Annotated in this window: 16 protein-coding genes; 10 read left to right on the top strand and 6 right to left on the bottom strand. The window is 63.5% G+C overall.

All coding sequences use genetic code 11. The features are described from left to right. Positions 1–65: 65 nt before the first annotated feature. Complete coding sequence (locus tag SS05631_RS10880; protein ID WP_037415253.1) at positions 66–2063, top strand: CocE/NonD family hydrolase; 1998 nt, start codon at positions 66–68, stop codon at positions 2061–2063. A 182-nt stretch (positions 2064–2245) separates the two neighbouring features. On the opposite strand, the gene SS05631_RS10885 is transcribed toward SS05631_RS10880, so the two are convergent. Both SS05631_RS10885 and SS05631_RS10890 read right to left on the bottom strand, forming a co-directional pair. After that, positions 2246–2659, bottom strand: coding sequence for an ACT domain-containing protein (locus tag SS05631_RS10885; protein WP_037415251.1), 414 nt, complete (start codon positions 2657–2659; stop codon positions 2246–2248). A gap of 7 nt (positions 2660–2666) precedes the next feature. Further along, positions 2667–3590 (bottom strand): alpha/beta hydrolase, encoded by a 924-nt coding sequence (locus SS05631_RS10890; protein WP_037415249.1) that lies wholly within the window; start codon positions 3588–3590, stop codon positions 2667–2669. Between the two features lie 120 nt (positions 3591–3710). On the opposite strand from SS05631_RS10890, the gene SS05631_RS10895 reads away from it, so the two are divergent. From SS05631_RS10895 to SS05631_RS10925, 8 genes are all read left to right on the top strand, one after another. Then, complete coding sequence (locus SS05631_RS10895; protein WP_037415247.1) at positions 3711–4619, top strand: LysR family transcriptional regulator; 909 nt, start codon at positions 3711–3713, stop codon at positions 4617–4619. 121 nt (positions 4620–4740) lie between these two features. Next, on the top strand, positions 4741–5901 hold the full coding sequence (locus SS05631_RS10900) for an ABC transporter substrate-binding protein (protein WP_037415244.1): 1161 nt from the start codon (positions 4741–4743) through the stop codon (positions 5899–5901). Between the two features lie 201 nt (positions 5902–6102). Beyond that, the gene (locus SS05631_RS10905; protein WP_037415242.1) at positions 6103–7101 is read left to right on the top strand and encodes an ABC transporter ATP-binding protein; all 999 of its coding nucleotides are present in this window, start codon (positions 6103–6105) and stop codon (positions 7099–7101) included. Next, the gene (locus tag SS05631_RS10910) at positions 7098–8048 is read left to right on the top strand and encodes an ABC transporter permease (protein ID WP_037415239.1); all 951 of its coding nucleotides are present in this window, start codon (positions 7098–7100) and stop codon (positions 8046–8048) included. The genes SS05631_RS10905 and SS05631_RS10910 overlap by 4 nt, the downstream gene beginning before the upstream one ends. After that, on the top strand, positions 8038–8853 hold the full coding sequence (locus SS05631_RS10915; RefSeq protein ID WP_037415236.1) for an ABC transporter permease: 816 nt from the start codon (positions 8038–8040) through the stop codon (positions 8851–8853). Before SS05631_RS10910 ends, SS05631_RS10915 begins: the two co-directional genes overlap by 11 nt. Positions 8854–8878: 25 nt before the next feature. After that, positions 8879–10306: a gamma-aminobutyraldehyde dehydrogenase gene (locus SS05631_RS10920; RefSeq protein ID WP_037415235.1), complete on the top strand. Its 1428-nt coding sequence runs from the start codon at positions 8879–8881 to the stop codon at positions 10304–10306. 356 nt (positions 10307–10662) lie between these two features. Continuing rightward, the gene (locus SS05631_RS30980; protein WP_157213155.1) at positions 10663–10815 is read left to right on the top strand and encodes a hypothetical protein; all 153 of its coding nucleotides are present in this window, start codon (positions 10663–10665) and stop codon (positions 10813–10815) included. Positions 10816–10990: 175 nt separating this feature from the next. After that, positions 10991–11509 carry a hypothetical protein gene (locus SS05631_RS10925; protein ID WP_037415225.1) on the top strand — a complete coding sequence of 173 codons (519 nt, stop codon included), beginning with the start codon at positions 10991–10993 and terminating at the stop codon, positions 11507–11509. Here SS05631_RS10925 and SS05631_RS10930 read toward each other — a convergent pair whose 3' ends face one another. Beyond that, a complete protein-coding gene (locus SS05631_RS10930) occupies positions 11510–12094 on the bottom strand; it encodes a cysteine hydrolase family protein (protein WP_037415223.1) in 585 nt (194 codons plus the stop codon). A gap of 113 nt (positions 12095–12207) precedes the next feature. Between SS05631_RS10930 and SS05631_RS10935 the strand changes: the two genes are divergently transcribed. Continuing rightward, entirely contained in the window at positions 12208–12651 is a 444-nt protein-coding gene (locus tag SS05631_RS10935) for an Lrp/AsnC family transcriptional regulator (RefSeq protein WP_244412103.1), read from the top strand. Between the two features lie 7 nt (positions 12652–12658). Here SS05631_RS10935 and SS05631_RS10940 read toward each other — a convergent pair whose 3' ends face one another. From SS05631_RS10940 to SS05631_RS10950, 3 genes are all read right to left on the bottom strand, one after another. Then, complete coding sequence (locus tag SS05631_RS10940; RefSeq protein ID WP_037415218.1) at positions 12659–14203, bottom strand: trimethylamine methyltransferase family protein; 1545 nt, start codon at positions 14201–14203, stop codon at positions 12659–12661. A gap of 184 nt (positions 14204–14387) precedes the next feature. After that, positions 14388–16835, bottom strand: a complete 2448-nt coding sequence (locus SS05631_RS10945; RefSeq protein WP_037415215.1) for an FAD-dependent oxidoreductase — start codon at positions 16833–16835, stop codon at positions 14388–14390. Further along, on the bottom strand, positions 16832–19279 hold the full coding sequence (locus tag SS05631_RS10950) for an FAD-dependent oxidoreductase (protein ID WP_037415213.1): 2448 nt from the start codon (positions 19277–19279) through the stop codon (positions 16832–16834). The genes SS05631_RS10945 and SS05631_RS10950 overlap by 4 nt, the downstream gene beginning before the upstream one ends. Positions 19280–19328: the final 49 nt, after the last annotated feature.

A 19328-nucleotide genomic window follows, 5' to 3' on the forward strand; every position in this document is an offset into this window, starting at 1 on the left:
GTCCCGCACACTCACTCCGATCCGCTGTAGATCGCTCACGCGCAGAAAATCGGGAGAATATAAACGTGTCCGATCGCAACTTCACCGTCATCGAAAACGAATGGATCACCCTCAAGGACGGGACCCGGCTGGCGGCGCGCATCTGGATGCCGGAGGGAACCGAGCAGAATCCGGTCCCGGCGGTGCTCGAATACCTGCCCTATCGCAAGCGCGACGGCACCTGCGCCCGCGACGAATCCACCTATCCGGTCTTCGCCGCGGCCGGCATTGCCGGCGTTCGCGTCGACATCCGCGGCTGCGGCGAATCCGAAGGGGTGATCGACGGCGAATATACGCCGCGCGAACTCTCCGACGGCTGCGAGATCATCGAATGGATCGCGACGCAGCCCTGGTCAAACGGCAAGGTCGGCATGATGGGCATCTCCTGGGGCGGCTTCAACTGCCTGCAGGTGGCCGCTCTGAAACCGCCGGCGCTCAAGGCCGTCATCTCGATCGCCTCGACCGTCGACCGCTACAATGACGACATCCACTACAAGAACGGCTGCCATCTTTCGGCGCAGCTTTCCTGGGCCGCGACCATGCTCGCCTACCAGTCGCGCTCGCCCGATCCGGAGCTCGTCGGCGAGCGCTGGAAGGAAATGTGGCTGGAGCGGCTGGAGAACGAACCCTTCTTCCTGGAGGAATGGCTCGAGCACCAGCGTCGCGACGATTTTTGGCGCCACGGCTCCATAGCCGAGGATTTCGAAGGCTTCCCGGTGCCCGCTCTCGTGATCGCCGGCTGGGCCGACGGCTACCGCAATACGCCGATCAAGGCGATCGAGGGGCTCGGCGACAGGGCCAAGGCGCTGATCGGACCATGGGTTCACAAATACCCGCATTTCGCCTGGCCGAAGCCGCGGGCGGATTTTCACAGCGAGGCGATCCGCTGGTGGAACCGCTGGCTGCGCGATGAGAGAAACGGTGCCGAAAGGCTACCGCAGATCCGCGCCTATATTCTCGATGGCCCGAAGCCGGCGCTGAGACGCAACGAAGATCCCGGCCGCTGGATTGCCAAGGACGTCTGGAACACCCCCGACGCGCGCAGCTTCACGGTATCGAGCGACGGCAGCCTCGTGACCGGGGCCGCTGCCAAGAAGGGGATCGGCGACATCTATCTCCGCTCGCCGCTCGATACCGGCACGGCCGCCGGCGAATATTTCACCTTGAAGCCGGATGCCGAGATGGCCGGCGACCAGCGTATCGACGATGCGGGTTCCCTCACCTTCGATAGCCATCCCCTGCTCGAAGCGGAGGACTACCTCGGAGAACCGGCCCTCACTCTGGAGGTCGCCTGCAGCGCGGAGACGGCCAATCTTGTCGCCCGTCTCGTCGACATTCATCCGGACGGCACGGCAACCCGCGTCGCCTTCGGCGTCCTCAACCTGGCCCACCGCAACGGCAACGCAAAGCCGATGCCGATGCAAAAGAACCACAAGACACGCATCACGCTGGTGCTCGATGCCTGCGGCTATCGCTTTCGCGCGGGTCATCGCATCCGCCTGTCGCTCTCGACATCCTACTGGCCGATGATCCTGCCGCCGCCCACCGATCCCGGCCTGACGATCGATACCGCGAGCCTCTCGCTGTCGCTGCCGCTCCTCGGCGAGCACCGCGAGATCGTCGTGCCGCAGCCGACCAATCCCAACCCTCTACCCACCTATATCGAGCATTCGCCGGCGCAAACCCGCCGCAGCGTCGAGCGCGATATGGCCAAGGGTGTAACGCATAATCGGATCTACGAAGACACCGGCCTCGTCGAACACCCCGATACCGGCAACGCCACGCGTGACATCCGCGACGAGGTTTGGTCGATCGCCCCCAGTGATCCGCATTCGATGACGGGCCTCTCGACCTGGACCTGCATCGCCAGGCGCGGCGAGCAGTCGCTGAAGACCGTTTCGACCTCCCGGCTCGGCTGCACGGAAAGCGAGTGGGTCACATCGGCCAAGGTCGAGGCTTTCGAGGGCGAAGAGAAGATCTTCGAGAAGATCTTCGAGAAGCGGATTAAGCGGGATTTCATGTAAGGGACCGCCTTTCGCTGAGCGCATGCGGCCATCATCCTGCTGCCGCGACTTTCTCCCCGCACGCGAAGAGAAGGGACTCGCAGATCGCTCGACCACCATTCCGCGCCTGTGAAGATGGAAAGTGCGGCGCCCGTGACGGTGTCTCCTCCCCCGTCGCGACCGGGCTCGGGTGAGGGGCAAAGTCACTGAATTCCGTTGGTCTCGCGGCTCAATTCCTGCAACGCCTCCAGCGCCCGCTCCGCATCCGCCGCCGGCACGAAGATGTGGTCGTGATAATACTCGGCCACGACATTGGCACTGATGCCGGCCCGAGTGAGTGCCGCTGAAACAGCCGCCGTCAAACCCACCGCCTCAAGTGCGGAATGAACGCTGAGCGTTATCTGTCGCAGCACCGGGCCGTAGGAAAGTCTGGCCGCATCGGCCTTCGAGCGTTCGAGTATCAGCGTCAACCCCTCCACCTCGCGGAAGGTGCCGATCGGTTCAAGGGCAAACCAGAACGCGGCATCGCCCTCGACCGTGCAGTAGACATACTCGCCTTCGCCCAGGATCGGGTTCATCCCGCCGAGCAGGTGCCGCAGATCGGTGTCTCCGCTCATGGTTGCCTCAGAGGGCCCCAACCAGCCGTGCCACACCACGAACCAGATGGTCAAACCCTGCGCGGGCGCCTGGACTCATGTGCCGTGCCCGGAGCCAGGCATGGATCATCTGCGGCTCTTCGCGATAGGTGACGTCCACGCCTGCCTGCGCAAGGCGCACCGCATAGCCTCGCGCATCGTCCCGCAAGGGATCGAAGTGCGCCCCGGTGATATAGGTGGGCGGCAGACCGGACAGTTCGGCCGCTTTCAACGGGTAGGCGAACACATCGTCGGCCGGGGCCTTCAGTACCTCGCGATAATAGGCCACGTCGGTCGTCGACAGGCCCGGCGCCTCCGCCATCTCGGCATAGGAACCGCTAACGAGATCGCCGCCGAGGCCGGGATAGACCAGCGCCTGGCCGATAATGCCGGATAGCCCTCTGGCCTTCGCCTTGAGCACGATGCCCGCAACCAGATTGCCGCCGGCGCTGTCGCCGACAGCGACGAGCGGCCGACCATCGGCAAGCAGGCTTTCGAGCACGGCGGAACAGTCATCGAAAGCCGCCGGCCAGACATGCTCCGGCGCGAGCCGATAGTCCACCGAAATCAGCTCAGCCCGCACTCCATGCGCAAGCTCGGCACAGATCGCATCATGGCTCTCGAGCGAGCCGACGACAAAGCCGCCACCATGGATATAGAGCACGCGCACCGCGGTCGCGACCTCCGCCGGCCGATAGTGCCGGATCGGAATCCGCCTGGCTACAAGCGCATCGCGCCTTGTCAGCCCCTCCGGCGACGGCGCGTCGAACTCCGCACACAAAGCGTCGTACCATTGTCGCTGTTGTGAGATCGAAGCGGTCACGGCATCGGCCGGGTAGAACGCCTCACAGCGCTCGTGGAATGCCAGGATTTCGCGCTCCGTCGGCATCGGTCTTGATCGTCTCGAATCCATCCTGCGCTCCCTTGAGCCCACCTTAGCACCGGCCTGCCGCCACGCACGACCAGCTGCGCCAAATCGTGGCGCTGCATCGGCCGGCTTGCCATCCGCTTGTCGCCCGGTGTTAATTCGCTCATGGCATTCACACTCAGGCAATTGCAATATTTCGTCGCTGTCGCCGAACAGGGCACGGTCACCCGCGCAGCGCAGAACCTGTCGATCTCGCAGTCATCGATCACCGAAGCGATCAAGGAGCTGGAGACAGATCTCGGCGTCGAGCTCTTCGACCGGCATCCGCGCGGCCTGTCGATCACCCATAACGGTCACCAGTTCCTCCGTCATGCGACGAAGATTCTCGCCGATGTGTCCGATGCGCGACGCAGCTTCTCCGATAGCCGCGAGGAGCGCGGCGGCAGGCTTAATCTCGGCGTCACCTCGCTCGTCGCCGGCTACGTGCTCTCCGACCTGCTGGCCCGCTATCGCCGCGCCTGCCCCGGAGTCGAGGTGAGTGCCATCGAGGACAACGGCTCCTATCTCGAGCACCTGCTGGTCGGCGGCGAGCTGGATGTCGCCGTGATGGTGATCTCCAACCTGCGCGACCGGATGGCGCTGCAGGCGGAAATCCTCGAAACCTCGCCTTACCGGCTCTGGCTGCCGATCGGCCATCCGCTCGTCAGCGCCGACATCATCTCGGTCGAGGATATCGCCAGGGAGCCGCTGATCATGCTGACGGTCGACGAAATCGAGGAAAACACCGGCAAGCTGCTGACGGCGCTCGGCGCCCGGCCGCATGTCGCCTTCCGCACCCGCTCGGTCGAGGCGGTCAGAAGCCTGGTCGCCACCGGCGCCGGCATCGCGCTTTTGCCGGACCTCGTCTATCGCCCCTGGTCGCTCGAAGGAGACCGTATCGAGAGCCGCGACGTTTCCGGCGCCTTGCCGGTCGTGCAGGTCGGCATGGTGTGGCGCAAAGGGTCAAGCCTGCCGCAATCGGCGCGCGATTTCGTCGGCATCGCCGAAGCCCTTCGCAGTGCCCGTCCAAGGTGAATTGATATCGGGAAAACCGATAACGCCATTCTGATTAATGAATTTGCGAATACGGAGAAATAGAGGCACGCTTCATCCCAGGGAACAAGGCCGCGGACGCGGCATAACTGGGGAGACTTCAATGAAGCAGATGTTGAAATCCTGCACGGCGCTTACCCTTACGCTCGGCCTCGTTGCCCCGGCACTTGCCCTGGAGCCGCAAAAGGAGCTCGGCCAGGGTGAGGGCGAGCTCTCTATCGTAGCCTGGCCCGGCTATATCGAGCGCGGCGAGACCGACAAGAACTTCGACTGGGTCACCGAATTCGAGAAGAAGACCGGCTGCAAGGTCAGCGTCAAGGCCGCCGCCACTTCCGACGAAATGGTGGCGCTGATGAACGAGGGCGGCTTTGACCTCGTCACCGCCTCCGGCGACGCCTCGCTTCGGCTGGTGGCCGGCAAGCGCGTCCAGCCGATCAATACCAGCCTCATTCCGAGCTGGAAGACCATCGACGAGCGCATGCAGAACGCGCCCTGGCACACGGTCAACGACGTCCATTACGGCACGCCCTATGTCTGGGGCCCGAACGTGCTGATGTACAACACGGAAGCCTTCAAGAGTCAGCCGCCGAAAAGCTGGAATGTCGTCTTCGAGGAGATGACGCTGCCTGACGGCAAGTCCAACAAGGGCCGCATCCAGGCCTATGACGGTCCGATCCACGTCGCCGACGCGGCCAACTACTTGATGGCCCACAAGCCGGAGCTCGGCATCAAGGATCCCTATGAGCTCAATGAAGACCAGTACAAGGCGGCCCTCGACCTGCTTCGCGTGCAGCGCACGCTAGTCGGCCGCTATTGGCACGATGCGATGATCCAGATAGACGACTTCAAGAACGAAGGCGTGGTCGCGTCCGGCTCCTGGCCGTTCCAGGTCAACCTGATGCAGGCCGAGAAGCTGCCGATCTCCTCGGTCATTCCGGAAGAAGGAGTAACCGGCTGGGCGGATACGACCATGCTGCATGCCGAGAGCGAGCATCCGAACTGCGCCTATATGTGGATGGAGCACACGCTCTCGCCGAAGGTCCAGGGCGACGTGTCCGCCTGGTTCGGCGCCAACCCCTCCGTTGGCGCCGCCTGCAAGGGCAACGAGCTCCTGACCGACGAGGGCTGCGCCACCAACGGCTACAACGACTTTGAGAAGGTCAAGTTCTGGAAGACGCCCGTGGCCAGGTGCGCAAGCCAGAGCGAATGCGTGCCCTATCACCGCTGGGTGTCCGACTATATCGGCGTGATCGGCGGCCGGTAAACCGCCGCTTTCCCTCCCCCTTGTGGGGAGGGTGGCCCAAAGGGCCGGGAGAGGTTCGTCTCAAAGTCCCCTCCCCAACTCTCCCCACAAGGGGGAGGGAGTCGATCCTGCATGCCGCACCGACCGCAGGCCCCTTCTCCCCGCTCGCGGGGGAGAAGGTCGCGGCAGCGGGATGAGGGGCCAGAATCCCGGAGCATTTCCATGACCACCGCCGTTCTCTTCGACAATGTTTCCCGCCATTTTGGTGCGGTGCGCGCCGTCGATTGCGTCAACCTCTCGATCGCCGAGGGCGAATTCTTCGCGATGCTCGGGCCCTCCGGCTCGGGCAAGACGACCTGCCTGAGACTGATGGCCGGCTTCGAGCAGCCGAAGACGGGCCATATCGAGATCTTCGGCGAAACCGCCGAGGGCGTGCCGCCCTACCGCCGCAGCGTCAATACCGTCTTCCAGGACTATGCCCTCTTCCCGCATCTCTCGATTCTCGACAACGTCGCTTACGGGCTGATGGTCAAAGGAGTCGGCCGCGAGGAAAGACGCAAAGCCGCGGAAGATGCGCTCGCCATGGTCAAGCTGCCCGGCTACGGCGCGCGCCGGTCCGGTCAGCTTTCCGGAGGCCAGCGCCAGCGGGTGGCACTCGCCCGCGCCCTCGTCAACAACCCCAAGGTGCTGCTTCTCGACGAGCCGCTCGGCGCGCTCGATCTGAAGCTGCGCGAGCAGATGCAGGAGGAGTTGAAGAGCCTGCAGAAATCGCTCGGCATCACCTTCGTCTTCGTCACCCACGACCAGGGCGAGGCATTGTCGATGGCCGATCGGATCGCCGTCTTCAACGAAGGCCGGATCCAGCAGCTCGGGCGGCCGGAAGAGGTCTACAACCAGCCGAAGACCCGCTTCGTCGCCGATTTCGTCGGCTCGTCGAACGTGCTCTCTGCCAAGCTCTGCCAGAGGCTCGGTCTGAAATCCTCCTTCGCGAGCCTTCGGCCGGAGTCGGTTGCGCTCGCGCCGGCGGCGGACGGCGCCCTCAGCCTCTCCGGCATCGTCGCCGGCCGCAGCTTTCTCGGCGCGACCAACCGGATTGTCGTCGATGTCGACGGCAACCGCATTGCCGTTGCCAGCCCCGCGGCGCAGAGCGTGCCCGCGATGGGCAGCCCGGTCACGATCAGCTTCGCCGCCCGCGACCTTCACCCGATGGAGGACGCATGACGATTGTTGCCGAAAGCTTCGTCCTTCCGGAGCGCCGCAGCACAACCGGCCGTCTCTCGGACTTCTTCTGGCGGCACCCGCCTCTGCTCCTGACGGTGCTGCTCGGGCCGCCTTTGCTGTGGCTCGGCATCGGCTATCTCGGCTCGCTTTTCGCGCTGCTTCTCCAGAGCTTCTTCTCGATCGACGAGTTTTCCGGACTCATCAATTACGAGTTCACGCTTGCGACCTACCGGCAGCTGTTCAGCGAAGCCAATCTCGACATCATCCTGCGCACCGTTTCGATGGCGGCACTGGTGACGCTCGTCTCGGCGTTCATCGCTTTTCCAATCGCCTATTATGCGGCCCGCTACGCGCGCGGCAAATGGAAGGCGCTTTTCTATCTGGCGGTCATGCTGCCGCTCTGGTCGAGCTATCTCGTCAAGGTCTACGCCTGGAAGCTGATCCTTGCGAAAGAAGGTATCCTCACCTGGTTTTTCGAGAAGCTGAACCTTCTCTGGCTGCTCGATGCCTGGCTTTCGCTGCCGGTCGTCGGCGGCAATTCGCTTTCGGTCAGTTACACGGGCACCTTCATCGTCTTCGTCTATGTCTGGATGCCTTTCATGATCCTGCCGATCCAGGCGGCGCTGGAGCGCGTGCCGGCCAACCTAGTCGAAGCCTCGTCCGACCTCGGCGGTACGCCGGCGCAGACTTTCCGCCATGTGCTCTTTCCGCTGGCACTGCCAGGCATCGTCGCCGGCTCCATCTTCACCTTCTCGCTGACTCTCGGCGACTACATCATCCCGCAGATCGTCGGTTCGTCGCGGCTCTTCATCGGCCAGGCGGTCTACGCCCAGCAGGGCACGGCCGGCAACATCCCCCTCGCCGCCGCCTTCACGGTCGTGCCGATCGTCATCATGGGCGCCTATCTCTGGATGGCCAGACGCATGGGGGCCTTCGATGCGCTCTGAGAAGATGAATCGCGCGCCCCTTGGCCTGAAGATTGCCGCAGCCGCCGGCCTTGCCTTCATGCACCTGCCGATCCTGCTGATCTTCCTCTATGCCTTCACGACGGAAGAAAAGACCTATCAGTTCCCGCCGCCGGGGCTGACGACGCAATGGTTTGCCGTCGCCTGGAACCGGCCGGATGTCTGGGCGGCTCTCACCCTCTCCGTCAAGGTCGCCGCGGTCGCCACCGCCGCGGCACTCGTCCTCGGCACCCTTTGCGCCGCCGCGGTCAGCCAGACGCGCTTCTTCGGCCGCGAAACCGTGTCGCTGCTGGTCATCCTGCCGATCGCGCTTCCCGGCATCATCACCGGCATTGCGCTGCGCTCGGCCTTCTCGATCGCGGACATCCCGTTCTCGTTCTGGACGATCGTGCTCGGCCACGCCACCTTCTGCATCGTCGTCGTTTACAACAACGCGATCGCCCGCTTCCGGCGGATTTCCGGCTCGCTGATCGAGGCCTCGATGGATCTCGGCGCCGACGGCTTCCAGACGTTCCGCTACGTGATCCTGCCGAACATCGGCACGGCGCTGCTTGCCGGCGGCATGCTCGCCTTCGCGCTTTCCTTCGACGAGGTGATCGTGACGACCTTCACCGCCGGCCAGCAATCAACCCTGCCGATCTGGATGCTCGAAGAGCTGATCCGCCCGCGCCAGCGGCCGGTGACCAACGTCGTCGCGATGATCGTCGTCATCGTCACCTTCCTGCCGATCCTCGGCGCCTATTACCTCACCCGCGACGGCGACCAGATCGCCGGCGCCGGCAAATAATATCGAACATAAAGGGAGAACAGACATGGACACCCAACTCCTGATCGGATCTCGTTTCGAAGCCGGGACCGAGGCCGAGGAGCACATCCTGAACCCGCGGACGGGCGCCAGGATCATCGACCTCGCCGAAGCCTCCCATGCGCAGATCGACGCCGCCGTCGACGCGGCCGAACGCGCCTTCGTTACCTGGTCGCAGACGACGCCTGCGGAACGCTCGAACCATCTGCTGAAGATCGCCGACGCGATCGAGAGGAACGCCGACGACTTCGCAGCACTCGAAGCCTTGAACTGCGGCAAGCCGATCAACGCGGTGAAGAATGACGAACTACCGGCGATCATCGATTGCTGGCGATTCTTCGCGGGCGCGGTTCGCAACCTGCACGCGCCCACGGCGGGTGAATATCTTCCGGGCCATACCTCGATGATCCGCCGCGACCCAATCGGCATCGTCGGCTCGATCGCCCCCTGGAATTATCCGCTGATGATGATGGCCTGGAAGTTGGCGCCGGCAATCGGCGGTGGCAACACCGTCGTCTTCAAGCCGTCGGAACAGACGCCGCTGACGGCGCTGAAGCTTGCGCGGCTGCTGGCCGATATTCTTCCCGAGGGTGTCGTCAATGTCATCGCTGGCCGCGGCGAGACGGTCGGCAATGCGCTGATCAACCATCCCAAGATCTCGATGGTGTCGATCACCGGCGATATCGCCACCGGCAAGAAGGTGCTCACCGCCGCCGCCAAGACGGTCAAGCGCACCCATCTCGAACTCGGCGGCAAGGCGCCGGTCATCGTCTATGACGACGCCGATCTGGAAGCGGTCGTGAACGGCATCCGCACCTTCGGCTATTACAATGCCGGCCAGGACTGCACCGCCGCCTGCCGCATCTATGCGGAGGCCGGTATCTACGACAAGCTCGTCGCCGATCTGACATCTGCCGTGTCGACCATCCGCTACAACCTTGCCGACGATACCGAGAACGAGATCGGACCGCTGATCTCCAAGCGGCAACGCGATCGCGTCGCGAGCTTCGTCGAGCGGGCATCAGACCAGAAGCATATCGAGATCACCACCGGCGGCCGCACGGGCAGCGACGACGGTTTCTTCTTTCAGCCGACGGTCGTCGCCGGTGCCACCCAGGAGGACGAGATCGTTCGCCGCGAGGTTTTTGGTCCGGTCGTGTCGGTCACCCGTTTCTCCGGCACGGACGATGTCGTCGCCTGGGCAAACGACAGCGATTACGGCCTCGCCTCCTCCGTCTGGACGAAGGATATCAGCAAGGCGATGAGGGCCGCCTCCCGCCTGCAATATGGCTGCACCTGGATCAACACGCATTTCATGCTGACCAACGAGATGCCGCATGGAGGCGTCAAGCAGTCAGGCTATGGCAAGGACATGTCGGTCTACGCGCTGGAGGACTACACCGCCGTTCGGCATATCATGATCAACCACGGATAAGGCCGCTTGTCACCCGTGTCGTAGGCAAGCAAGACCAAATGAAAATGCTCGCCGCCCGTCGCCACTCTCCGGCGGCGGGCGTTTTCGTTCCGATCGGCTAATTGCCCGTACCCTGCGGTAGCGTCTTTGCCACCCGCGCAGCGTGTTGTTGCACATTTCCCACAAGCGCAAAAACATGAGATTTCTCACAAAATCCTGTTGCGCGCGCAATAATCAGGAGTGAATAGCTCATCTTACAAGCTCACTGTCCAGAAGGCTGCAGTTGCAATGCCCAGCCAAGCCAACCACCGCTGCTTCTACAAGCGCGACATCGAGCGCCCAATGGATAAGCTCTCGGCGCCACGACGGGTGACGCCGTGACGACGGGCAGCTCCATCAGCATGCCGGAGGCCGCGGGGGCGAAGGGCCTGTCGGCGGCCTTTGCCGGTCCGCATGCCTGGTGCAACGAAAAGATGCGCTTTGCGGCGGTTCCCTTCGACGGGGCCTACTGGATCAGCCTGAAGAAATGAACGAACGCAGGCGCGTCGTAGCGATTCCCCCGCTCGGTCGGGGCGGCAATGCCAGCTTTGCTCGAACAGCATGTAAATCGGATTCGATTTAGCGGAAAAAACATGCAGTAATTCAAAGCGCTACAGCGACCCCTTGCGCGTCCTGGTGGACGGCCGCCGCTGTAGGAGGGTCTTTATGCTGTGGGTGATTGCGTTACTCCTGGGCCTGGTGATCGTGTATCTCGCGGCCCGCTATGGCCGCTTTCGGAGTTGGGTAGAGCCCGTCCTCTCCATTGCGGTCGCCGTGGGGCTTGCTGCCGCCTTTCTGATCTGGCTGAGTGAAAGCACACCCGAACCGGCTGCACCCGCCCCCTTCCCGCCCCCGGCCGGGATCGTTCCTTCAGACATCGTCCTCGAGAACCTCGCCTTCGAGCGAAACCAGTCGAAGCGCAGCTATCGACTGCATGGGACGGCCAGAAACACCTCGGCAATCACGCTGGAATATTTCCGCCTGACGGTCACGCTCGAGGATTGCTCGGCAGGCGCCTGCAGGCGGATCGGCGACGACACGGCGCTGGTGCTGGTGCGCGTGCCCGGCGGCGAGACCCGCCCCTTCGAGACGTTTCTCACCTTTCCCTTCCGCCCGGACGAGATCCCAAAGGCACCCAGATGGAGCTATCGGATTGTGGAGGCGAAGAGTGCTACGGCGCGATGATCACGCCGCCTTTATAGCTCCGAGCGCGCTCAGCAATTCGCCAGTCGTCACGACGTCGGCAAACTCGGCCCTGAGTGTCGCCACATGCGCACGGTGAATTTCCCGCGCCGCAATCACGCCGCCCGCGCCATCCGCCACATCGAAACAATCGCAAGCGTCTTCGACGAGGAACACGCGATAGCCGAGATTGGCAGCGACCCGCACCGAGGTCGAGACACACATGTCGGTCGAGATGCCGAACATCACGACGGTATCGGCTCCAAGGCGCCTGAGCCTCAGATCGAGATCCGTGCCGATGAAGGCCGCGTTGACGCTCTTGGTGACGAGGCTTTCCCCTCCCATCGGGCCGAAGCCTGGGCGAAAGGCGTTGCCCGGCTGCTCTGGATGCAACGTCGAGCCTTCCTTGATGCTGTCGTGCCGCACATGAATGATCGGCCGCTTCGCCGCGCGCCAGGCGGCGAGAACTGTCAGCCCGTTTTCATCGACGCGTCCATTCCAGCGCGGCGGCCAGGGCGCCGCATCAAAGGCGCGCTGCATGTCGATCGGGATCAGGACGGCATTTTCCTGCAGTTTCAAGCTGTTCATGAGATCGGCTCCTTCGTTGTCCGGAGACGCTAACTGCCTTATCGTCCGGTTTCATTGGGCATGATGCCGTCCCGCCGGACATTTGTCCGGCACAGGCGGCCGAGGACGACGAATTGACCGAACTTGATGAGAAGGATCGCCTGCTGCTTGCGGCATTGCACAAGGATTCTCGCCAGAGCCTGGTGGCGCTTGCCCGTCATGCCGGCCTTTCGCGCAGTGCGACGCAGGAACGGCTGCGCCGGCTTGAAACCAGGGGCGCCATCGCCGCCTATACGATCCGGCTCGGCGCAGAGCAGAAGGCCCCGATGGTGCGCGCACTTGTTGCCGTCGCCTTCCATCCCGGTAAGAATTGCGACCATGTCGTGCCGCACCTTTCGGGCATGCCGCACGTCGTCAGTTGCTGGTCACTTGCCGGCGCGACGGACCTGATGCTGCTCGTCGAATGCGATTCGAACGATGACCTCGACATGATCCGGCGGCGGATCGCCATCATTCCGGGTGTCGCAACCGTCCAGACACATGTGACGCTCAGGACGCACTTCGACCGGCGCGGCTGAGCCTTCTTCAGCAAGAGATCCTGAATTTTTCGCGGATGGCACGGTCAATTTCGGGCGCAATGACGGACGGCGCGGCCTCGCCGAGAATGCGATTCTTCCTCTCGATGGCGCGGGCGACGAGATCCGGTCGGCCGATCTCCACCCATTCCTTCGGGCTCGTTCGGTCGGCCACCGCCGGATAGATGTACTCCGTCTGCATCAGCCCCAGCGTCTGGGAATGACCGAGATAGTGGCCTGGGCCGTCGAGGCAGACGGAACGCATGGTGTCGAGCGAGACGGAATCCTCGGTCACATCTATGCCGCGGATGCAGCGCTGCACCTGGCCGAGCAGATCGTCGCCGAGGACCAGCGATTCCAGGCAGAAGCCGAGCAGCGAAGCATGCATGCCGACCGCTTCATAGACCATATTGAGGCCCGAGAGCCCCGCCATGACGTTGGAGATCGCCTGTTCCCAGCCAGCCTGCATGTCGGGAAGTTTCGCATCCGCAATGCCGGCGGCGGCGCCGCCCGGCAAGCGATAGAACTGGTGCATCTGGGCGCAGCCGGCCGTCAGCAGCGCCTGCTCGCCGGAGCCGCCGGACATCGCACCCGTTCTCAAGTCTGAAACGAACGGCCAGGTTCCGAAGACGGCCGGATGACCGGGCGACATTGCATTGACATAGACGACGCCCGCCAGGCATTCGGCGACCGCCTGGACGATCGCGGTTGCGAGCGGTGCCGGCGCGGTTGCCCCCGCCTGCCCGGCCGAAAGCAGTAGGATGGGCATGCCGCCGCGGATGCACTTCTCCATCGTGGTGCAGCTCTCTTCCGCAAATTTCATCGGCGGCACGACGAAGCAGTTGGAATTCGAGACGAAGGGCCGCGCGCGCCACTTGTCCTCTCCGCCGGCGATCATGTGGATCAGATCGAAGCAGCCCTCCACATGCGACGGATCGGAAAAGCTGGTACCGACATGCTTGGTGGTGCCGGCGCAGCAGGCATAGAGCGTGTTGATGTCCATCAGGAAATTGTCGGGAATGTCCCGGCAGACCATGGCGCGCTGGAAGAAGTGCACATTGTCGAGATGATGGACGAGTTGGGCGGCGTTCAAGAGGTCCTTGGTGGTCGACTCGCGATATTCGCGCTTTTCGACATCGACAACGTGCACCGCCGCCCCGGCCGTGCCGTAATAGACACGCGTGCCGGTGAGCTCGAGATCCTGCTTCGGATCGCGGGCGTATAGCGTAATGTCACGCGCGGCAATCGCCAGCATGTCCTCGACCAGCGCACGCGGGAAGCGGATGCGCCCGTCGTCGCCGAGAATGGCGCCGGCGCCGGTCATGATCTCGATGCCGGATTTCGGCGCATTGGCCAGGCCGATCTGCTCCAGCGCATCGAGCGCCGCCTCATGAATGCGCTTCACACCCGCCTCGGTCAGCGGTTTGTACTGGCCGCCGGAAAGACCCGGGCGCACCGGTCGGATGTTTTCCGCAAGCGGTGACGAGCGCAGCGCCACACGCGCCGCCCGTCCGCCGGACCGTCTCGAAACCGCAACTGCGCATTCGTCAGCCATCATCATCTCCCAATGGCGTTCGTCGTCTTACTCGTTGCGCCTCACCCTGACCCTCTCCCCGCACGCGGGGAGAGGGTCAGGGTGAGGCGTCGCGGCTTGTCCCTTCTCCCCGTCACGACGGGGAGAAGGTGCCGGCAGGCGGATGAGGGGCCATCCTTTTTCGCCTGATCTAGCAGTAAGCCGCTTACATCCGCACCCGCTCCGCCTTCGGATCGTACATCGGCTTCAGCGACGCCTCGGCTTTCACCCGCGTTCCAGCGATCTCGATCTCGTAATTGGACGCCAGCACATCCGCGGCGCTCTCGCCGCTGCAGGGCACGTAACCAAGGCCGACCGCGCCGCCGAGGTGGTGGCCGTAATTGCCGGACGTGATCGTCCCGGCAATCTCGCCATCGCGAACGATCGCTTCGTTGTGGAAGAGAAGCGGCTCCGGATCGGCGAGCCGGAATTGCACCAGCCGGCGGGATAGGCCCTTCTCCTGCTTGGCGAGCACCGCCTCACGGCCGATGAATTCGCCCTTGTCGGCCTTCACGGCAAAGCCGAGACCGGCTTCGAGCACATGATCCTCGTCGGTGATGTCATGGCCGAAATGACGGAACGCCTTCTCGATGCGGCAGCTGTCGAGCGTGTGAAGGCCACAGAGCTTAAGGCCGACATCTTGCCCCGCGGCCTCCAACGCCTCGAAGGCATGGGCCGCCTGATCGGTCGACACGTAGAGCTCCCAGCCAAGCTCGCCGACATAGGTGACGCGGTGGGCGCGGGCGAGGCCCATGCCGATCTCGATCTCGCGCGCCGTTCCGAAAGGATGCGCCTGATTGGAGAAATCGTTCGGGCTCACCTTCTGCATCAGTTCGCGCGCTTTCGGCCCCATGATACAGAGCACGCATTCGGCAGCCGTCACATCGGTAATAACCACGAACTCGTCGCGAAGATGCCTGCGCAGCCAGGCGAGATCGCGCTGCAGCGTCGAGCCCGGTACGACGAGCAGGAAGGCGGTTTCCGAAAGCCGGGTGACGGTCAGGTCGCTCTCGATGCCGCCGCGGGCGTTGAGCATCTGCGTGTAGATGATGCGACCGGCTTCGACATTCAGCTCATTGGCGCAGAGGCGCTGCAGGAACGAAAGCGCATCACGGCCCTCCACCCGGATCTTGCCGAACGACGTCATGTCGAAGAGACCGACTCCATTGCGGACGGCGAGATGCTCGGCCCGCTGGTTATCGAACCAGTTCTGCCGTTTCCAGGAATAGCGATACTCGCGCTCCTGGCCGTCTTTCGCAAACCAATTGGCGCGCTCCCATCCGGCAACCTCGCCGAAGACGGCGCCGCGCGCCTTCAGATGCTCGTGCAGCGGCGAGCGGCGGACACCGCGCGCCGTCGCCATCTGCCGATAGGGGAAGTGATCGGCATAGAGCAGCCCGAGCGTCTCCGACACCCGCTCCTTGAGATAGGCGCGGTTTTTCTGGAATGGCTGGGCGCGGCGGATATCGACCTCCCAGAGATCAAAGGGCGGCTCGCCGTCGTTCATCCATTGCGCCAGCGCCATGCCGGCGCCGCCGGACGAAACGATGCCGATCGAGTTGTAGCCCGCGGCCACCCAATAGCCTTTGAGCTCCGGCGCCTCGCCGAGATAGTAGCGGTCGTCGGGCGTAAAGCTCTCCGGACCGTTGAAGAAGGTGTGAATGCCCGCGGTCTCCAGCATCGGCATCCGGTTGACGGCCATTTCGAGGATAGGGGCAAAATGGTCGAAATCCTCCGGCAACTGGTCGAAGCAGAAGTCCTCGCGGATGCCGTCCATGCCCCAGGGCTTTGCCTTGAGCTCGAAGGCACCGACCAGCATCTTGCCGGCGTCCTCCTTGTAATAGGTGCACTCGTCCGGGACGCGCAGGACCGGCAGGCGAGCGAGGCCCGGAATGGCCTCGGTGACGATGTAGAAATGCTCGCAGGCGTGCAGCGGAACGGTGACGCCCAATTGGCGGGCCAGTTCCCTGCCCCACATTCCGCCGCAGTTGACGACAGTTTCCGTCTCGATCGTGAAGCTCTCGCCGTTCTGCTCGCAGGTGACGCCGGTCACACGGCCATCCTTCGTCGTCACCGACGTGACCTTCACGCCTTCGATGATCGTCGCGCCGTGCTGCCGCGCGCCTTTGGCCAGCGCCATGGCGATATTGGCCGGGTCGCACTGCCCGTCGAGCGGAAGGTGCACCGCCGCCTTGACGTCGGAAACGTTGAGGTGAGGATACATCTCCTTCACCTCTCTGGACGTGATCTCGCGAACATCGACGTCGAAGGCGCGGGCGAGCGAAGCCTGGCGGTAGATTTCTTCCTTGCGCTCATCGGTGAGCGCCACGGTGATAGAGCCGTTCTGGCGCATGCCGGTGGCGATGCCCGTTTCTGCCTCCAGCTTGACGTAAAGGTCGGCCGAATATTTCGCGAGCCGCGTCATGTTTTGCGAGGCGCGAAGCTGGCCGATCAGCCCGGCTGCGTGCCAGGTTGTGCCCGAGGTCAGCTGCTTGCGCTCGAGCAGCACGACGTCCGTCCAGCCGAGCTTCGACAGGTGATAGGCGACCGAACAGCCGGAAACGCCACCGCCGATGATGACCACGCGGGCCTTTTCAGGGATGGGCTTCGTCATGCTTTCAGTCTTTCATTCGAGGGATCCCAGAGCGGCTGATCCGGCTGAACGATTGCCTTGAAACGCTCTCCGAAAATCTCGACCTCGATTTCCTGGCCGGGCGCGGCTAGATCGGCACGCAGCATGCCGAGCGCGATCGATTTGCTGACGCGATAGCCCCAATTTCCGGAAGTGGTCTCGCCGACCACTTCGCCGCCCGACCAGAGCGTCGACATATAGGGCGCATCGCACTCGCCGGCCTCGACCGTCAGCGTGACGAAGCGCTTTGTGGCACCCCGCTGCTTCTCGCGCTCGAGCGCCGCCTTGCCCTTGAAGCTCGGCTTCGACCAGTCGACGAAGCGTTCGAGCCCGCCCTGAAGGACGGTGTAGTCGGTCGAAAGGTCGCCCTTCCAGGCGCGGTAGCCCTTTTCGATGCGTAGGCTGTCGAGCGCCTCCATGCCGAAGGGCTTGAGGCCGTGTTTCTGGCCGGCCTCCCAGACGGCATTGAAGATCGCTGCGGTGTCCTCGACCTTGGTGTGGATTTCCCAGCCGAGCTCGCCGGCAAAGGAGACTCGCACGAGTTGGCAATAGCGCCCGGCGATCTCAGCCGTCTGATGCGTCAGCCATCCCTTCGAAAGGTCGGCACCGGAAACCTCGGCAAGGATGTCGCGCGATTTCGGACCGGTGAGGATCTGGCAGGAGAAATTCGCGGTCACATCGTCAAGCGCGAAGGCGGCATCGGCCGAACGGTGCTTCTGCAGCCACTCGAAATCATGCCACTGCGCCGTCGCCGCGGTGATCAGAAAGAAGAAATCCTCCTCGATCGCCATCACCGACATTTCCGTGATGATGCGGCCCTTCTCATCGGCGAAATAGGCAAGGCCGATGCGCCCCGGTTTCGGCACGCGGCCGGTGATGAGCTCGGACAGCCACTTGCGGGCACCCTCACCTTTCAGCCGAAAGCGCGAGAAACCCGGCAGGTCGAGAATACCCGCAGCATCGCGCACCGCCAAACACTCCTCCTCGATGCGCTTCGCCCAGGGGCCCTCGCGGCCCCAGGTCTGCGTCGCCGCGTCGGAGATATCGTCGCCGGGCTTCGCGTACCACATGGCCCGCTCCCAGCCGTTATAGGGCTTGAACTGCGCGCCAAGCGCGGCGATGCGGTCGTGGATAGGCGACAGCTTCTTGTTACGCCCGGCCGGCCAGTAGTGTTTGGGGAAATGCATCGCGTATTCATGGCCGTAGATCTCCTTGCCCTTGGCGATGCAATAGTCTTGATCGGTATAGTCGGTGTAGCGCCGCGGATCGCAGGACCACATGTCCCATTCCGTCTGGCCCTCCGTCACCCATTCGGCCAGCACCTTGCCGGCGCCGCCCGCCTGGCAGATGCCGAAAGTGAAGACGCAGGCCTCGAAGGCGTTCGGCACGCCCGGCATCGGCCCGATCAGCGGATTTCCGTCCGGCGCATAGGGGATCGGTCCGTTGATCACCCGGGAAAGCCCGGCGGTCCCGAGGATCGGCACTCGCTCGACCGCATCGTTCAGATACCATTCCAACCTTTCCAGATCGTTCGGGAAGAGCTGGAAGGAAAAATCCTCCGGCATCGGATCGTCGGGCGCCGTCCAGTGGGCACGGCAATTCCGCTCGTAAGGCCCTAGATTCATGCCGAATTTCTCCTGCCGGAGATAGTAGGAGGAGTCGACGTCGCGGAGCAGCGGCAGCTTGCGCCCGGCCTCCTTCGACCAGGCGGCAAGTTCCGGGATCTCGTCGAAGAGGATGTACTGATGGCTCATCACCATCATAGGCACGTCGCGGCCGAACATTTTGCCGACCTCGCGCGCGTAGTAGCCGGCAGCGTTCACCACATATTCGCAGCGGATTTCTCCTTGCGGCGTGGTGATCACCCATTCGTCGCTCTCGCGCCGTGCCGCCGTCGCCGGACAGAAGCGGATGATTTTCGCGCCCATGTCGCGCGCACCCTTGGCCAGCGCCTGGGTAAGCTGCGCCGGGTCGATATCACCGTCATAGGGATCGTAGAGCGCCCCCGTCAATTGGTGCGTCTCGAGGAAGGGATAGCGGCGGCGCATCTCGTCGGGCGTCAGGATGTCGAGGTCCATGCCCTGGTAGCGGCCCATGCCGACGACGCGCTTGAATTCCTGCAACCGCTCCTTCGAATGACCGAGACGGATCGACCCGGTGACGTGGTAGTTCATCGGGTAGTCGATCAGCTGCCCAAGCTCGCGATAGAGCGACGCCGAATAGCGCTGCATGTTCATGATCGACCAGGAGGAGGAGAAGGTCGGAACATTTCCGGCCGCATGCCAGGTCGAGCCGGCGGTGAGCTCGTTCTTCTCCAGCAGCACGCAATCGGTCCAGCCGGCCCTGGCAAGATGGTAAAGCGAGGACGCGCCGACCGCTCCTCCGCCTATAATGACGACACGCGCGTGAGACGGCAAATTCGACATGCGTAATTCCCTCTTTTGACCGGATATTTGACGAGGAGTCCGAGGCCAT

It is taken from the genome of Sinorhizobium sp. CCBAU 05631 (genome assembly GCF_002288505.1).
Taxonomy (GTDB): Bacteria; Pseudomonadota; Alphaproteobacteria; order Rhizobiales; family Rhizobiaceae; genus Sinorhizobium; species Sinorhizobium fredii_C.

What these genes read in the sequence shown, in the direction of transcription:
- SS05631_RS10885 (WP_037415251.1), bottom strand. Translation starts at nt 2,659, where the DNA reads ATGAGCGGAGACACCGATCTGCGGCACCTGCTCGGCGGGATGAACCCG.
- SS05631_RS10890 (WP_037415249.1), bottom strand. Translation starts at nt 3,590, where the DNA reads ATGGATTCGAGACGATCAAGACCGATGCCGACGGAGCGCGAAATCCTG.
- SS05631_RS10895 (WP_037415247.1), top strand. Translation starts at nt 3,711, where the DNA reads ATGGCATTCACACTCAGGCAATTGCAATATTTCGTCGCTGTCGCCGAA.
- SS05631_RS10900 (WP_037415244.1), top strand. Translation starts at nt 4,741, where the DNA reads ATGAAGCAGATGTTGAAATCCTGCACGGCGCTTACCCTTACGCTCGGC.
- SS05631_RS10905 (WP_037415242.1), top strand. Translation starts at nt 6,103, where the DNA reads ATGACCACCGCCGTTCTCTTCGACAATGTTTCCCGCCATTTTGGTGCG.
- SS05631_RS10910 (WP_037415239.1), top strand. Translation starts at nt 7,098, where the DNA reads ATGACGATTGTTGCCGAAAGCTTCGTCCTTCCGGAGCGCCGCAGCACA.
- SS05631_RS10915 (WP_037415236.1), top strand. Translation starts at nt 8,038, where the DNA reads ATGCGCTCTGAGAAGATGAATCGCGCGCCCCTTGGCCTGAAGATTGCC.
- SS05631_RS10920 (WP_037415235.1), top strand. Translation starts at nt 8,879, where the DNA reads ATGGACACCCAACTCCTGATCGGATCTCGTTTCGAAGCCGGGACCGAG.
- SS05631_RS10925 (WP_037415225.1), top strand. Translation starts at nt 10,991, where the DNA reads ATGCTGTGGGTGATTGCGTTACTCCTGGGCCTGGTGATCGTGTATCTC.
- SS05631_RS10930 (WP_037415223.1), bottom strand. Translation starts at nt 12,094, where the DNA reads ATGAACAGCTTGAAACTGCAGGAAAATGCCGTCCTGATCCCGATCGAC.
- SS05631_RS10940 (WP_037415218.1), bottom strand. Translation starts at nt 14,203, where the DNA reads ATGGCTGACGAATGCGCAGTTGCGGTTTCGAGACGGTCCGGCGGACGG.
- SS05631_RS10945 (WP_037415215.1), bottom strand. Translation starts at nt 16,835, where the DNA reads ATGACGAAGCCCATCCCTGAAAAGGCCCGCGTGGTCATCATCGGCGGT.
- SS05631_RS10950 (WP_037415213.1), bottom strand. Translation starts at nt 19,279, where the DNA reads ATGTCGAATTTGCCGTCTCACGCGCGTGTCGTCATTATAGGCGGAGGA.